Source organism: Kitasatospora sp. NBC_01266, from assembly GCF_036242395.1.
Classification (GTDB): Bacteria; Actinomycetota; Actinomycetes; order Streptomycetales; family Streptomycetaceae; genus Kitasatospora.
In genome coordinates this window covers 3,703,278-3,718,154 of record NZ_CP108458.1, presented here as the reverse complement: position 1 = coordinate 3,718,154, position 14,877 = coordinate 3,703,278, and the positions used below count along the sequence as shown (strand labels likewise).

Here is a 14,877-nt window from a genome sequence, read left to right as displayed (position 1 = left end):
CGCCTGCTGCCCGCGTCCTACTGGCCGCCGTCCTCGGGCGGCGGCCAGTGCGTGCCGTTCTCACCGGGCGCCAGCCGGGCCACCACCCGGGTCAGCCCGATGCAGGCCTGCTCGATCCGGCGGTACATCGCCCGCTGCTCGGTGATGATGGCGGAGAGCAGCAGCCCGGTCAGCGCGGCCGAGCCGTTCAGCGCCTGCAGGATCGTCATGGTCGCGAGCACGCCGTGGTGGGCGAACGGGCCGCGGTGGTCGACGGCGGCGCCGATGGTGAGCACCGAGACCACCAGCACGCAGGGCGTGGCGCCGATCAGCTGGAAGCGCAGTGCCGCCCAGATCAGCAGCGGGAAGACCAGGAAGAGCAGGCCCAGCGAGCTGATCGTGGCGACCAGGGTGACCGCCACCGTGCCGGCCAGCAGGGCCAGCGGTTCCACCCAGTCGAACGGCCCGCGGTCCTCGGGCAGCCGGAAGGCGCGCAGCGCCAGCAGCAGCGGGGTGATCACCAGCACGCCCATCGCGTCCCCGGTCCACCAGGCCGACCAGCTCGCCAGGAACTCGTGGCCGGGCACCGAGCCGCTCAGCCAGAGCACGCCGCTGCCCACGGTGGAGCTGACCAGCATCCCGGCCAGCGCGCCGAGGAAGACCAGGGCCAGGCCGTCGCGCAGCCGGTCCAGCTCCAGCCGGAACCCGACCGCGCGCAGCATCAGGTAGGAGGCGATCGGGGCCAGCGTGTTGCCCGCGACGATCCCGAAGGAGGCGGGGTGCAGCGGGCCGAGCGAGGCGATGACCAGGAAGGCGCCGAGCGCGATGCCCGGCCAGATGCGCAGGCCGAGCAGCAGCAGGCAGGTCAGCGCGATGCCGGTGGGCGGCCAGAGCGGGGTGACCTTGGCGCCCGCGACCACGATCTGCTGCCGCAGGCCGAGTCGCCCGGACACGAAATAGGCCGCCGCGACGGCGAGGATCCACAGGGCCGCGGCGGCCGAACGCCTCGGGTCCCAGGGCAGCCGCCCCGCGTTTCGCACCACAGCAGCCATCAGACAACGCCGGAGCGGCGGGCGCGGCGGTGACACGCGCGGACGGGGCTACCGTCCGCCGGTCGGTGGCTCGTCGTGCCGCAGCACCAGGACGGCGGCGTCGTCGGCGTGTCCGGTGAGGTCGGCCACCTTGATCACCTCGGCGGCCAGCTCGGCCGGGTCGGACCGGACCCCCGCCCGGGTCACCCGGGCCACCTGCTCCAGACCGGCCTCGATCGGGAACGCCGGGCCCTCGATCACCCCGTCGGTGACCAGCACGAACGCGCCCACCGGCGGCAGCCGGCGGCGGGTGACCGGGTAGCGCTCGGCCGGCAGCACGCCGAGCGGCAGGCCGCCCTCGTCCTCGGTGAGGCCCCAGCGGCCGTCGGGGGTGGCCCAGACCCAGGGCACATGGCCGGCCCGGGCGTGCGCCAGCTCCCGGGTGACGGGGTCGAAGCGCAGGAAGCTGCAGGTGGCGAAGAGCCGGGTGTCCATCGAGAGCAGCAGGTCGTTGGCCCGGCTGAGCACCTCGCCCGGGTCGGCCGCGGTCGCCGCCACCGCCCGCAGCCCCACTCTGACCTGGCCCATGAAGGCTGCCGCCTCCACGTCGTGGCCCTGCACGTCGCCGATCGAGAAGGCGAGCGAGCCGTCCGGCAGCGGGAAGCCGTCGTACCAGTCGCCGCCGATGTTCAGGCCGTGCCGGGCGGGGGCGTAGCGGGCGGCGGCGCGCAGTCCCGGCAGCTCGGGCAGGGCGGCGGGCAGCAGTTCGCGCTGCAGCGCCTCGGCCAGCTCGACCCGCGCCTGCTGCAACTCGGCACGCTCCAGCACCTGCTCGGTGAGCCGGCCGAGTTCGGTCAGCAGCTCATCGGCGCTCGCGTGGCGGGCGGGGCGGCGTCGGGTCATCGACCCTCCGAGGTGCTGCGTCGGGCCCCGGCGGGGGCGGGGCGGGTATAGGCAAGCTCATCCTATTTCCGCCCCGCCCAGCTGGCTCAGTTCACGCAGGGAATGCCGCCCATCTTCACCGGGGGCCCCTGCATCGGCAGGCTCGCCGCCGGGTCGGAACTCGCGCCGCCGGCGGCGGCCGGGCTGCCGGCGGCTCCGCCGGCCGTCGCCGCCCCGCCCGGCGGGGTGTACCCGGTGCCCAGGATCACCTGGATGTGCCCGGCCGCCACCGCCGAGGAGGGCGCCGCGCTCACCCCGTACCGGGCGGCCACCGCGTCCGCGCTGTCCTTCTCGCCGGCGCCGTAGGTGACCTGGGTGGTCTTGGGGTGGCTGCTCGCCTCGGTGACCCGGCCGGCCTTCAGGCCCATGCCGGCCAGCGCCTTGGACTCGTTCGCGGCGGCCCCGCTCACCGTGGAGGCGTTGTACACGTCCGCCGTCCCGCTCGCCTGGGCCGCGGGCGCCGAGCTCGGGGCCGCCGGGGCCGCCGGCGCCGAGGCGGGCGCGGCCGAGGAGCTGTCGGTGGGCGCGGGCGCCGGGTCATGGCCGAACAGGGTCTGGACGATCTGCTGGATCTCCACCGGGTTGACCTTGTTCACGTCCTCGCCGCCGATGGTCGCGAAGCCGGCGATCGGCAGCGTGTTGAACTCGACGTTGCCGCCGGTCAGGTTGGGTGCCTGCTGGGCGAAGTCCAGGATGTTCCACTGGTCGTCGATCACCACGTCCTTCTTCACGACGTTGAACAGGCCCTGCATCTTGCCGAGGTCGCCGAAGACGCCCTCCTGCTTGAGCTTGTACTCCACCGAGGAGATGAAGGCCTGCTGGCGGTGGGTGCGGTCCAGGTCGCCGTTCGGCAGGTTGTGGCGCTGGCGGACGAAGGCGAGGGCCTGCGAGGCGTTCAGCGTGTTGATGCCGGCCTGGCCCGAGAAGCCGGAGCCCTGACCGGTCTCGGCCGGGTCGCTGGTGGCGTGGTTCAGGCAGACCTGGACCGGGCCGACCTGCTGCGCGATGTCGTAGAAGCCGAGCAGGTTGACCTCGGCGAAGTGGTCGATCGGGATCCCGAGGAACTTCTGCACGGTGGCCAGCGTCGCCTCCCGGCCCACCTCGCGGCTCTGCTGCTCCTCCTGCGCCTTGCTGAGCCCCTTGTTCGCGAGCTTCTGGTCGGCGACCGCCTTGGCCCGCCCGTAGGCCTCCTTGATCTTGTGCATGCCCTGCTGGGACCCGTCGCCGTTGTAGTCCATCACGTAGTCGTCACGGGGGATGGACAGTGCGGTGACCTTGCCCCCGTTCGCGGGTATGTGCAGCACGATCAGGGTGTTGGTGTTGTAGCCGCCGATGTCGCTGGAGCCGGCGTTCAGCTCGTCCTGGACGAACTGCTTGGGCAGGTCGTTGCCGTTCATGTCCTTGCGGCTGTCCAGGCCGATCAGCAGGATGTTGACCGAGTTGTCCAGGTGCGGCGGCGCGGACTTCTTGACGGCGCTCAGCGCGGTGGAGGTGGTCAGCCCGGTGGTCAGCGAGGTGTAGGCGTACCAGGAGAAGCCGCTGCCGCAGAGCACCGCGAGCGAGGTGGCGCAGGCGACCGTGCGGCCGGCGATGACCAGGGGCGAGGTGCGCTTGCGCTTGGCCGGCGCGGCGGCCTGGCGGCGGGCGGCGCGGCCCGGGCCGGCGGGGGAGTGGTCAGCCACGACGGTTCCTCTTCTCCAACACGATCCGGACCACGATGACCAGCAGGGCGGCGCCGATCGACTCGGCCATCACCGGGAAGCCGTGCACCAGCCAGCGCACCGCTCCGGTGGCCAGTGCCTTGGACCCCTGGTACTTGGCGGAGTCGCCGAGCAGTTCGCCGCCGGCCCAGGCGGCCAGCACCACCGGCGGCGGGGCCGCCAGCACCCACCACCAGCCCGCCCGGGTGGCCAGGGCGGCGGCCGCCGCCGTGCCGAGTACGGCGCAGAGCGCGAAGACCAGGCCCAGACCCGGGCCGGCGGCCTCGTCCCCCAGCGCGCCCGCCAGCGGCAGGGCAGTGAGCAGCAGGGCGACGGCGCCGCTGTGCCGGACCGCCGGAGCGGATTGCGCGCGGCGTCGGCGTGCTCGCGGTGACGCCGCTATGTCATCGTCGGGCCGCTCGGCCCACTGCTCTGCCACCTGCTTCGCACTCCCTCGCTACTTGCTTGGTTGCGCAATCTAGCAAGTGTTTCTGGAGGCTGTGCCGGGGGCTACCCGACAGCGGGGCGGGGGAGGTCTAACGGTGGGTCACAGCGCCGCCTCCGCGCCGGGCTCCAGGGTGAACTCGCCGTCGTCGGCGTCGTAGTCGTACAGCTCGCCGTACCGGCCCCAGTCGATCGCGATGCCCAGCTGGCGCCTGGCGTCCTCTGCGTCGAAGCCGCGGCGCAGCAGGTCGAGGAAGAAGTCCTCGCGCAGCTTGTGCTCCTCGGTGGCGGCCAGCGACTGCACCACGGCGCGCACCAGCGGGGCCCGGCGGGCCGCGTTGCGGGCGAAGAGCAGCTTGCTGGTGAGGATGTCGGCGGCGGTGAACTCGCGGCCGGCCTCGGTGATCGCGATCCGGGCGTGGGCGGTGTCGGCCAGGCCGAGCAGGACGGCGGCGTCGACCAGTGGCAGCAGGTCGTCGACCTCGAAGTTCAGCTCGTCCGCGATCTCCGCCAGCCCCTCCTCGCCGCCCATGGTCTGCAGGATCTCCAGCAGACCGGCCAGCCCGCCGACGCTGGCCACCGGCAGCGGGGTGGTGATCGGGGTCGCGGGCGGCCGGGCCGCCGCCTCGGTGGCCGCGGCCGCCTCGCGCTCCTCGCGGCCGGTCAGGATCCCGTAGACGGTGTCCACCAGGGCCTCGAACTGCGGGGTGCGGCGGTCCCGGGGGCGCGACAGGTCGACGGTCAGCTCGGCCCTGATCCGGCCCGGGTTGGAGGAGAGCACCAGGATCCGGTCGGCCAGCAGCACCGCCTCCTCGATGTTGTGGGTGACGATCAGGATCGACTTCACCGGCGCCTCGTGGCCCTCCCACAGGCCCACCAGCTCGGAGCGCAGGTTCTCGGCCGTCAGCACGTCCAGTGCGGAGAACGGCTCGTCCATGAAGAGCGCGTCCGGCTCGACCACCAGGGCGCGGGCGAAGCCGACCCGCTGGCGCATGCCGCCGGAGAGCTCCTTGGGGTAGGCGCCCTCGAAGCCGTCCAGGCCGATCAGGTCGATCGCCTTCAGCGCCCGCTCCCGCCGCTCCGCCTCGCCGACGCCGCGGGCCTGCAGGCTCAGTTCGACGTTCTGCTGCACGGTCAGCCAGGGCAGCAGCGCGAAGGACTGGAAGACCATCGCCACCCCGGGGTTGGCAGCGAGCAGCGGGGTGTCGCGGTAGGCGACGGTGCCCGAGGACGGCGCGATCAGCCCGGCCAGGCAGCGCAGCAGGGTGGACTTGCCGGAGCCGGACTTGCCGAGCAGGGCGACGATCTCGCCCTCCACCAGCCGCAGGCTGATGTCGTCCAGGACCGGCAGTGCGCGGCCATCGGGGGTGCTGAAGGTCTTGGTGACGCCGTCGGCCTCGACGATGGTGGTCCGGGGGGTGGTCATCAGGGTCTCCGTCAGAGTGCGTAGCGGGTCTCGGCGAGGCGGTACAGGCGCCGCCACAGCAACCGGTTCAGCGCGACCACGTAGACGCTCATCACCGAGACCCCGACCAGGATCTTCGGGAAGTCCCCGGTCCCGGTGGCGTTCGCGATGTAGGAGCCGAGGCCGAAGGCGGTCAGGGTGTGCGGGCCGTAGCTGACCACCTCCGCGACGATCGAGGCGTTCCACGCCCCGCCGGCCGCCGTGATCCCGCCGGTCACGTAGTACGGGAAGACCGCCGGCAGGATGAACGCCCGCCAGCGCAGCCGGCCGCCCACCTGGAACCCGGTCATCGCCTCGCGCAGGTCGGACGGGATGGCCGAGGCCCCGGCGATCACGTTGAACAGGATGTACCACTGCGCGCCCAGCGCCATCAGCAGCACGGCGCCGATGTTCAGCGAGATGCCGAGCGCGATGAAGGCGGCGGTGGCGAACGGGAAGACGAAGTTCGCCGGGAAGCTGGCCAGCACCTGCACCACCGGCTGGGCGAACCGCAGGACCTTCGGGTTCATCCCGATCCAGACCCCGATCGGCACCCAGACCACGGTCGCGAGCACCAGCAGCACCACCACCCGCGCGAAGGTGGCGGCCCCGAAGTAGAAGGCGTGCGCGAACTCGCTGAGCCCCACGGTGGTGCGCACGTAGTCGAAGGCCCGCCAGGCGCCGAACAGCGAGACCGCGCTCACCGCCCCGGCGAAGAACACGTCCCCGGTGCGCTCCCGGACCGCCGGCGTCGCCAGCGGGTGCTCGGCCAGCCCGAAGACCCGCGTCCCCCGGTCCAGCGCGTTCCCGACCGGGCGCAGCGGGCGGCCCAGCCGGGCCGGCACGCTGGAGCGGCGCAGCAGGTCGAGGACCAGGCTGCGCGGCCGGTCGGCGGACTCCGAATCCTCCACCCGGAACCGCTCCGACCAGGCCGTCATCGGCCGCCAGAAGACCACGTTGACGCCGATCACCATGACCACCATGACGGCGATCGCGATGCCCACCTGGCCGAGGTTGCCGTCGGCGATCGCCGCGGCGGCGTAGGACCCCATGCCGGGCAGCGCGTAGTGGTGGTTGAGCACGCTGATCGACTCCGAGGCGGCCAGGAAGAACCAGGCGCCGCCGAAGCTCATCATCCCGTTCCAGACCAGCGGGATCATCCCGCTGGGCACGTCCAGCCGCCAGAACCGCTGCCACTTGGTCAGCCGCATCACCCGGGCCGCCTCGTCCAGCTCGCGCGGCTGGCTGCTTAGCGAGGCGTAGAAGGCGAAGGTCATGTTCCAGGCCATCGCGGTGAAGATGGCGAAGATCGAGGCGCACTCCAGGCCCAGCGTGGAACCCGGGAAGAGCGCGATGAACGCCGTCACGGTGACCGACAGGAAGCCGAGCACCGGCACCGACTGCAGGATGTCGAGCACCGGCAGCAGCAGCTTCTCCAGCCGCTTCACCCGGGCCGCCGCGGTGGCGTAGACGAAGGTGAAGATCACCGAGGCGATCAGTGCCAGGAACATCCGCAGCAGCGAACGCACCGCGTAGTACGGCAGGTTGGCCGGATCGGTGGAGACCGTCGCCGGCGCCTGGTTCGGCAGGAACGGCGCGTTCAGCCCCGGCGCCAGCTCCAGCAGCCCGTACAGCAGTGCCAGCAGTGCCGCCGCGACGAGCACGTCCACCCATCGCAGCGGCGGTCGGCGCCACACCCCTCGGGACGGAAAGCCGCCGTTACCCGCCACCCGCACCACCGCTCGCCGCGCGCCACTCCTCGGTCACCGGGCCACTCAACCACCAGCGCCGCGCCGGGACACCGTGCCGGGATGGTCGTGTTCGGAACACTCACCGGCACGGCCCAACGCACCCGGCCGGCGGGTGTCAGGTGGAGCGGGGGGTCGCACCGGCCCGTGTCGTAGTCCGGCCATGGGCGTGCAAAGCTTGACGTATGAAGGTGCTCAGCTTCGTCCTCAACGTGCTCTGGCTGGTCTTCTGCGGCATTTGGATGGCTATTGGCTATGTCATTGCCGGAATCGTTTGCTGCGTGCTGATCATTACCATTCCATTCGGTATCGCCTCGTTTCGGATTGCCGGCTACGTCCTGTGGCCGTTCGGCCGCACCACGGTGGAGCGTCCGGACGCGGGGGCCGCGTCCTGCGTGGGCAACGTGATCTGGCTGGTGTTCGCGGGCTGGTGGTTGGCGCTGGCGCACATCGCGACGAGTATTCCGCTGTTCGTCTCGATCATCGGGATTCCGTTCGGCTGGGCGAACCTGAAGATGATCCCGATCTCGCTGATGCCGTTGGGGCGCGAGGTGGTTTCGACGGACCAGCGGTTCGCCGGTTGGTGAGGTCCGGCGGGTCCGGGCTGCGGCGTCAGGGCCCCGGCCGGTTCAGCGGCTCGGCACGGGCTGCGGGACCGGCGGTCCGACGTAGCGGGCGGCGGGGCGGATGATCTTGCTGTCGGCCGCCTGCTCCAGGATGTTGGCGCTCCAGCCGATGGCGCGGGCGGCGGCGAAGGTGGGGGTGAACATCTCGCTCGGCAGGCCGCACAGGTGCATCACCACGCCCGCGTAGAACTCGACGTTGGTGTGCAGCTCGCGGCCGGGCTTGAGCTCGGCGAGGATCGCCAGCACCTGGCGCTCCACCTCGACGGCGAAGTCGACCAGGTCGCCGCCGAAGCCCTCGGCGACGCCGCGCAGCATCCGCGAGCGCGGGTCGTCGGTGCGGTAGACGGGGTGGCCGAAGCCCATGATCCGCTCGCCGGCCAGCACCCGTTCGCGGATCCAGGGGTCGATCCGGTCGGGGGTGCCGATCGCCTCCAGGGTGTCCAGGGCCCGGCTCGGGGCGCCGCCGTGCAGCGGACCGGAGAGCGCGCCGAGGCCGCCGACCAGGCAGGCGACCAGGTCGGCGCCGGTGGAGGCGATCACCCGGGCGGTGAAGGTGGAGGCGTTGAAGCCGTGGTCGACGGTGGCGATCAGGTAGCGCTCGATCGCCCTGGCCTCGGCGGGTGCCGGCTCCCGGCCGGTCAGCATGTAGAGGTAGTTGGCGGCGTACGGCAGGTCCTCGCGCGGCTCGACGGGCTGCTCGCCGTGCTGCAGGCGGTGCAGCGCGGTGAGGATGGTGGGCACCAGCGCGGTGGCGAAGAGCGCGTCCTCGATCCGCTGCTCGGGCGCGGTGTCGTAGAGCGGGCGGATGCCGCGGTCGGCGGCCGCTATGGAGAGCGCGGGCCCCAGGGCGGCCAGCGGCCCGGCCTCCTTGGTGGCGGCCGCGAGCGCGGGCAGCAGCGGGCGCAGCGCCTCGGGCAGTCGGCGCAGCGGTGCGGTGCGGGCGTGGAAGGCGGCCCGGGCGGCGGCGTCCGGCAGCTCGCCGAGCAGCAGCAGGTGCCATACGTCCTCCAGGCTCCGCCGCTCGGCCAGCTCGATCGCCGAGTACTGCCGGTAGTGGTAGAAGCCCTCGAGCCCGCGTACGTCGCTCAGCGCGGTCTCGGTGACGACGACGCCCTTGAGGCCGCGCGGGACCTCGATGTCCGCCGGCTGCGCTGCCTGTGCTGACGGCGCGGGTGCGGCGGTGGGGGCCTGGGCCGGATCTGTCGTGGTCGACATGACTACCTCCTCGGAAGGGCTCACAGCCAGTACTCTCCGAGCATTGATCCATGTTGTCAACGTTGATTGGAATCAATGTGAGATACTGCCGACGAGGCGGCACGAGGCCACAGGAGGTCGTGGGATGAGCGATGGCAGGTTGACCACACGGCAGGTCGCCGAGGTGCTCGGGGTCAAGGTGGAGACCGTCTACGCGTACGCCAGCCGGGGCCTGCTGAGCAGTGAACGGGTGCCCGGTGGCAAGGGCAGCACCTTCGACGCCCGCGAGGTGGCGGCGCTGTCGGTCGGGCAGCGCCGCCGTTCGCCCCGCGCTCCGTCGCCCGTCCCGGGCCTGCCCCCGATCGAGCCGGTCATCATCAGCACCGAGCTCACCCTGATCGAGGACGGCCGGCTCTACTACCGCGGCCGGGACGCCGTCGAACTCGCCGAGCGGTACGGCTTCGAGTCGGCGGTCGGCTGGCTCTGGGGCGTCGGCATCGAGCCCGGAGTCGAGCTGCGCGCGCCCGCCGACCTGGTCGCCGGGCTGCGCCGCAGCGCGGCGACGCTGCCCGCCGCGACCCGGCTGCCCGACCGGCTGCGGGTCTCGGCGGCGGTCGCCGCCTCGCTGGACCCGCTCCGCTTCGACCTGCGCGAGTCGACCGTGCGGGCCGCCGGCGCGGCGCTGATCGCCGCCCTGGTGGAGGCGCTGCCGGGCCCGCCGACCCCGGCGGACGCCTCGCTCGCCGCCCGGCTGTGGACCCGGCTGTCGCCCGCACCGCCGCCTCCGGGCGCGGTGGCCTGCCTGGACCGCGCGCTGGTGCTGCTCGCCGACCACGAGCTGGCGGTCTCCACCGTCGCCGCCCGGGTCGCCGCCTCGGCCCGGGCTCACCCGTACGCCGTGGTCTCGGCCGGCCTCGGCGCGTCCGACGGCCCGCTGCACGGCGCCGCCAGCGCGTTCGCGCACCGGATGCTCGCCGAGGTGCTGGCCGCCGGGGACGCCGTGCCGGTGGTCTCCGAGTATCTGCGCACCGGCCGGCCGATCCCGGGCCTGGGGCACCGGCTCTACCCGCAAGGTGATCCGCGGGGCGCCTCGCTGCTCGCCGCACTCGGGCAACTGCCGGGCGCCGAGTCGGTGTTGGCGGCCGTCGACGCGGTGGTCCGGGCGGCCGGCGGCCACCACGCGCCGGCTGCCGAGGCGGCCAACGTGGACCTGGCGCTGGCCGCGTTCGCGCACCTGGGCCAACTGCCCGCCGAGGCCGGCGAGGTGGTCTTCTCGGTTGCCCGGACCGCGGGTTGGCTCGCTCACGCGATGGAGGAGTACCGCGAGGCGCCGCTGCGGATGCGGGCCCGCGCCGACTACATCGGTCTGCGGCCGGAGGACTGACGGAGCGTCAAGTCGGGCTCGTTCAGCCGAGATCGGCGGTCTGGACGAGCATCTTGCCGATGTTCGCGCCGCCCAGCATGCTGAGGAACGCCGTCACCACGTTCTCGAAGCCGGCCACCACCGTCTCGTGGGCGCGCACCCGGCCGGACCGCAGGTGCGGCACCAGGAAATCGGTCAACTCCTGCTGCGCATCCAGGTGTTCGCGCACCAGAAAGCCCTCCAGTCGCAGCGACTTGCCCACCACGTCGTAGAGGTTGCGCGGGGCGGCCGGCGGCTCGGTGCTGTACTGGGCGACCGCGCCGCACCAGGCGATCCGGCCGTGGTCGCGCAGCACCTCCAGGGCGCCTTCGAGGTGGTCGCCGCCGACGTTGTCGAAGAAGGTGTCGATCCCCTCCGGTGCGGCCGCGCGCAGCAGTTCGGCCACCGGCCCGTCGTGGTAGTCGAAGGCGGCGTCGAAGCCGGCCCGCTCGGTGAGGTGCGCGACCTTGGCCGCCGAGCCGGCGCTGCCGACGATCCGCCCGGCGCCGAGCAGTCGGGCGAACTGCCCGGCCGCGGTGCCGACTCCGCCGGCCGCGGCCGAGATGAAGACCGACTCGCCGGGCTGCAGCCGCAGCACCCGGGTCAGGCCGACGTAGGCGCTCAGGCCGGTGCCGCCGAGCAGGCTCAGGTGGGTGCTCACCGGTACCCCCTCGATGGCCGGCAGCGGCCGCAGCTGCGCCGGGGTGAGCACCGCGTGGGTGCGCCAGGCGCGGCGGTGGAACACCAGGTCGCCGACCGCGAGTTCGGGCGTCCGGGACTCGATCACCCGCCCGATCGCGCGGCCCTCCAGCGGCGTGTTCAGCTCCCAGTGCCCCTCGTCCATCGCCTCCCGCATGTAGGGGTCGACCGAGAGGTAGACGTTCTCGACCAGCACGGTGCCGGCGGTGAGCGGCGGGAGTTCGTCCTCGACGAACGCGAAGTTCTCGGCCCGGGCGGGTCCGATGGGGCGGGACACCTGGTGGACGGCCTGGTACGTACGGGACATCGACTGCTCCTGGTGTGATCGGTGGCGGTGATGATCACGCTAGGAGGCCGGCCGCGCCGGAAGCAGAGGGTTCGGTCGATGGAACAGGGGTGGTCCATGAATGCCGTTCATGGACCACCCGCGGTCGGCTGCGCCTACGCCACCGTCGCCAGCTCGCGCGAGGTGGTGTTGAACCGCTCGCCGCCCGTCCCCGTCACCGTGACGATGTCCTCGATCCGCACCCCGAACCGCCCCGGCAGGTAGATCCCCGGCTCGATCGAGAAGCACATCCCGGGCACCAGCGGGAGCTCCTCACCCTCGATCAGGTACGGCGGCTCGTGGGTGGTGGTGCCGATCCCGTGGCCGGTGCGGTGGATGAAGTACTCGCCGTACCCCGCCTCGGTGATCACCCGGCGGGCCACCCGGTCGATCTCCTGGCAGGCCACGCCCGGCCGGACCGCCTCGAAGGCCGCCTGCTGCGCCCGTCGCACCACCTCGTGCACCTCGCGCACCTCGTCCGGCACTGACGGTCCGACGTGCACGGTGCGGGTGGTGTCCGAGCCGTAGCCGTCCTTGAGACCGCCGAAGTCCAGCACCACCGTGTCGCCGGCCTCGATCGTCCGCTCACCCGCCTCGTGGTGCGGGTTGGCGCCGTTCGGCCCGGAGCCGACCACGGTGAAGTCGACCTGCTCGTGTCCGTGCGCCCGCAACAGCGCGGCCAGGTCGGCGGCCACCTCGCGCTCCCGGCGACCGGCGAAGGGGACCTTGAGGATCTCCTGGTACGTGGCGTCGGCCGCCGCCCCGGCCGCGGCCAGCCGGGCCAGCTCCTCGGCGTCCTTGACCCCGCGCAGCATCGGCAGCAACCCGGTCAGCGAGCCGAAGGCGGCACCCGGCAGGGCCTGTTGAAGACCCAGCAGGTGCATCGCCCAGGCGGCGTCGGAGATCCCGTACCGCCCGTCGGCCGGGCCCAGCAGTGGCGCGGTGAGGGCGTACGGGTCCGTGCCGTCCACCCAGTCCACCATCCGCAGCGCGCTCGCCCCGGGCGCCGCCGCGGCGTCCGGGCGCTCCAGGCGGGGAACCACCAGGGCCGGCTCACGGCCGGGCGCCAGCACCAGCGCGGTGAGCCGTTCGGTGGCGGCCGGCGGACGGTAGCCGCACAGGTGCACCAGGTCGGGGCCGGGCGCGATCACCAGCCCGGCCAGCCCGGCGGCGGTGGCCGCCTCGACTGCCTGGGCCATCCGGGCCGCGTACTGCTCGCTGGTGAACGGACGGGACATGAGGGGGCCACCTGCTTCCGGGAGTTACCGCACGCTGGTGAACCGAGCGTAGTGCGGCTGATCCTTGGTCGGTCCAGGGATTCACGCGGGATCCGGCTCGGCCGGATGCGGCTCGCTCCGGTGCGGCTCGCTCCGGTGCGGTTCAGTCCAGTCGGTCCACGGCCTCACGCAGGGCCCGGAACTCCGTCGCCAGCGCGTCCAGCGAGTAGTGCGCGTTGAGGCCGCTCGGATTGGGCAGCACCCAGACCTCGGTCCCGCCCAGCCCCTCGGGCTGCCGCCCGATCGCGGCGCGCGGGTGTCCGAACGCGGTGCGGTAGGCGCCGATCCCGAGCACCGCCAGGGCCCGGGGACGCAGCCGGTCCACCCGTTCGACCAGGGCCGCGCCGCCCTCCTTCAGCTCCACCCGGGTCAGCTCGTCGGCTTTCGCGCTGGCCCGGGCGACCACGTTGGTGATCCCCAGGCCCAGCGCCGGCAGCTCGTCCTGCTCGTCCGGGCGCAGCAGCCGGGACGTGAAGCCGGAGCGGTGCAGGGCCGGCCAGAACCGGTTGCCCGGCCGGGCGAAGTGGTGGCCGGTGGCGCCGGACCAGAGCCCGGGGTTGATCCCGCAGAACAACACCCGCAGCCCAGGGCCTGACACATCGGGGATGGTCACGTCCTGGGCCGCGGCGAGCTGTGCGGCGTTCGGGCGGAACGGAGTGGGGGCGGGGAAGGAGTTCGGCACCGGAACAGTCTGCCGTCCTTCCGGCGCCCCGCGCGTCCCTCGCTGCTACGCGGTCGTCATCGCGGTGGCACCGGCCGGCGCGGGTTCCGAATCCGGCAGCGGCCCGCGTGCCAGCTCCTGGTCGGCCAGCCTGGTCGCCCGCTTCGCGGCCCGCCGGTCCAGCACCCGGGTGAGTCCGAAGTAGATGACGGCGGTGTACAGCCATCCCATCAGCACGTCGATCACGAAGTGCTCGGCACCGTAGACCAGGGTGAAGGCCATCAGCAGCGGATAGGCGGCCAGCAGCACCCGCGTCTTGCGCCCGGCGGTCGGCCAGAAGAAGAGCGCCAGCAGCATCGGGTAGGAGGCGTGCAGCGAGGGCATCGCCGCCACGTCGTTGTCGAACTGGCTGCCGTTCTCGAAGATCGACCCGGCCTCCGGCAGTTTGCTCTGGGTCAGCACGTCCGAGACGACCCGGGTCAGGTGCGGCAGGTGCCCGTTCTGCGCGGCCAGCCACGGCGGATCGGCCGGGTAGAGGATGTAGGTCGCGAAGCCCGCCAGGGTGAGCGCCAGGTAGAGCGCCAGCAGCCGGGTGAAGCGGTCGTGCCGCCGCTGCCAGAGCGCGGCCAGCACGATGAAGATCGCGAAGAAGTGCGACATGTACACCGTGGTGAACAGGTAGTCGTACCAGTGCGGGTGTCCCGGCGTGTACAGCCACTGCTGCAGCCGCACGCTCCAGACCTGCCCGAACCCGAAGACCTTGTCGATGTCCAGCTGCGGCCGCCAGTGCACCGCCCACGGCGTGTGCGCGCCGTAGCCCCGCAGCAGCGAGTACAGGTAGACCGCGCCCATCACGGGCAGCCAGTCGCGCAGCACCCGCAGCCAGCCGAACCGGTGCCCGCTCTGCACGGCGGCAGCTATCAGCGCCCCTATCAGCCAGCAGAAGACCACGTCGTTCTGGTACGGCAGCCCGTTGTCCGCGATGTACCGCCAGAGCGCGACGAAGTACAGCGGCCAGGCCAGCAGCCGCAGGAACCGGGCTTTGTGCCGGACCTCCGCCGTCCCGTCCCAGATCGTGGCGAGCCGCTCCCGCCAGCCGCTCCGCGGCTTCTGGTTCCTCCCACCGAGCCCTGAGGAGCCGCGCGGGCCCGAACTCCCGTCGGTGCCCCCGTCCGCGTCCGCCTCCGCGCCCACACCCTCGGTCTCGCTCGGGTCTAGGGTCTGGCTCGCGTTCGGACTCTGGGTGGTCGACGGGGTACGGACCGGCGCCGAACGGCTCGTGTCGGCGGCGGGACGGACGAGGTGGAGCGGGCTGGTCACCGGTGGCGTCCCCTTCGAGAGAGCTGGTGGGGCAAGCCGGGTCACCGTAATGCCCGACTTTTAAGAATTACTGAGCCCGGGCGCG

13 protein-coding genes are annotated in these 14,877 nt (G+C 72.7%); 2 read left to right on the top strand and 11 right to left on the bottom strand.

All coding sequences use genetic code 11. The annotated features are described in order from the left end of the window. Positions 1-17 precede the first annotated feature (17 nt). The 6 genes from OG403_RS16030 to OG403_RS16005 all read right to left on the bottom strand — a co-directional run bounded on the left by OG403_RS16030 (position 18) and on the right by OG403_RS16005 (position 7,210). On the bottom strand, positions 18-1,031 hold the full coding sequence (locus OG403_RS16030; RefSeq protein WP_329564917.1) for an MASE1 domain-containing protein: 1,014 nt from the start codon (positions 1,029-1,031) through the stop codon (positions 18-20). Between the two features lie 48 nt (positions 1,032-1,079). Further along, on the bottom strand, positions 1,080-1,913 hold the full coding sequence (locus tag OG403_RS16025) for a PP2C family protein-serine/threonine phosphatase (RefSeq protein ID WP_329564916.1): 834 nt from the start codon (positions 1,911-1,913) through the stop codon (positions 1,080-1,082). A gap of 86 nt (positions 1,914-1,999) precedes the next feature. Continuing rightward, positions 2,000-3,634, bottom strand: coding sequence for an LCP family protein (locus OG403_RS16020; RefSeq protein WP_329564915.1), 1,635 nt, complete (start codon positions 3,632-3,634; stop codon positions 2,000-2,002). Beyond that, positions 3,627-4,091 carry a DUF6542 domain-containing protein gene (locus tag OG403_RS16015; protein WP_329564914.1) on the bottom strand — a complete coding sequence of 155 codons (465 nt, stop codon included), beginning with the start codon at positions 4,089-4,091 and terminating at the stop codon, positions 3,627-3,629. The genes OG403_RS16020 and OG403_RS16015 overlap by 8 nt, the downstream gene beginning before the upstream one ends. A 108-nt stretch (positions 4,092-4,199) precedes the next feature. Further along, positions 4,200-5,522 carry an ABC transporter ATP-binding protein gene (locus tag OG403_RS16010; RefSeq protein ID WP_329564913.1) on the bottom strand — a complete coding sequence of 441 codons (1,323 nt, stop codon included), beginning with the start codon at positions 5,520-5,522 and terminating at the stop codon, positions 4,200-4,202. Between the two features lie 11 nt (positions 5,523-5,533). Further along, positions 5,534-7,210, bottom strand: coding sequence for an ABC transporter permease (locus tag OG403_RS16005; protein ID WP_329564912.1), 1,677 nt, complete (start codon positions 7,208-7,210; stop codon positions 5,534-5,536). A gap of 263 nt (positions 7,211-7,473) precedes the next feature. Between OG403_RS16005 and OG403_RS16000 the strand changes: the two genes are divergently transcribed. After that, complete coding sequence (locus OG403_RS16000; RefSeq protein ID WP_329564911.1) at positions 7,474-7,875, top strand: YccF domain-containing protein; 402 nt, start codon at positions 7,474-7,476, stop codon at positions 7,873-7,875. 42 nt (positions 7,876-7,917) lie between these two features. Here OG403_RS16000 and OG403_RS15995 read toward each other — a convergent pair whose 3' ends face one another. Further along, entirely contained in the window at positions 7,918-9,129 is a 1,212-nt protein-coding gene (locus OG403_RS15995; protein WP_329564910.1) for a citrate synthase/methylcitrate synthase, read from the bottom strand. 124 nt (positions 9,130-9,253) lie between these two features. Here OG403_RS15995 and OG403_RS15990 point away from each other — a divergent pair, with 124 nt between their 5' ends. After that, positions 9,254-10,492, top strand: coding sequence for a citrate synthase (locus tag OG403_RS15990; RefSeq protein ID WP_329564909.1), 1,239 nt, complete (start codon positions 9,254-9,256; stop codon positions 10,490-10,492). A 22-nt stretch (positions 10,493-10,514) separates the two neighbouring features. Here OG403_RS15990 and OG403_RS15985 read toward each other — a convergent pair whose 3' ends face one another. The 4 genes from OG403_RS15985 to OG403_RS15970 all read right to left on the bottom strand — a co-directional run bounded on the left by OG403_RS15985 (position 10,515) and on the right by OG403_RS15970 (position 14,792). After that, positions 10,515-11,516, bottom strand: coding sequence for an NADP-dependent oxidoreductase (locus OG403_RS15985; protein WP_329564908.1), 1,002 nt, complete (start codon positions 11,514-11,516; stop codon positions 10,515-10,517). Between the two features lie 134 nt (positions 11,517-11,650). Then, the gene (locus OG403_RS15980) at positions 11,651-12,772 is read right to left on the bottom strand and encodes an aminopeptidase P family protein (RefSeq protein WP_329564907.1); all 1,122 of its coding nucleotides are present in this window, start codon (positions 12,770-12,772) and stop codon (positions 11,651-11,653) included. Positions 12,773-12,914: 142 nt separating this feature from the next. After that, positions 12,915-13,493 (bottom strand): G/U mismatch-specific DNA glycosylase, encoded by a 579-nt coding sequence (gene mug / locus OG403_RS15975; protein WP_329564906.1) that lies wholly within the window; start codon positions 13,491-13,493, stop codon positions 12,915-12,917. 45 nt (positions 13,494-13,538) lie between these two features. After that, the gene (locus tag OG403_RS15970) at positions 13,539-14,792 is read right to left on the bottom strand and encodes a phosphatase PAP2 family protein (protein WP_329564905.1); all 1,254 of its coding nucleotides are present in this window, start codon (positions 14,790-14,792) and stop codon (positions 13,539-13,541) included. Positions 14,793-14,877: the final 85 nt, after the last annotated feature.

Bases quoted from the DNA above. Each gene is read 5' to 3' on its own strand.
- OG403_RS16030 (WP_329564917.1), bottom strand. From the start codon at position 1,031: ATGGCTGCTGTGGTGCGAAACGCGGGGCGGCTGCCCTGGGACCCGAGG.
- OG403_RS16025 (WP_329564916.1), bottom strand. From the start codon at position 1,913: ATGACCCGACGCCGCCCCGCCCGCCACGCGAGCGCCGATGAGCTGCTG.
- OG403_RS16010 (WP_329564913.1), bottom strand. From the start codon at position 5,522: ATGACCACCCCCCGGACCACCATCGTCGAGGCCGACGGCGTCACCAAG.
- OG403_RS16000 (WP_329564911.1), top strand. From the start codon at position 7,474: ATGAAGGTGCTCAGCTTCGTCCTCAACGTGCTCTGGCTGGTCTTCTGC.
- OG403_RS15995 (WP_329564910.1), bottom strand. From the start codon at position 9,129: ATGTCGACCACGACAGATCCGGCCCAGGCCCCCACCGCCGCACCCGCG.
- OG403_RS15990 (WP_329564909.1), top strand. From the start codon at position 9,254: ATGAGCGATGGCAGGTTGACCACACGGCAGGTCGCCGAGGTGCTCGGG.
- OG403_RS15985 (WP_329564908.1), bottom strand. From the start codon at position 11,516: ATGTCCCGTACGTACCAGGCCGTCCACCAGGTGTCCCGCCCCATCGGA.
- OG403_RS15980 (WP_329564907.1), bottom strand. From the start codon at position 12,772: ATGTCCCGTCCGTTCACCAGCGAGCAGTACGCGGCCCGGATGGCCCAG.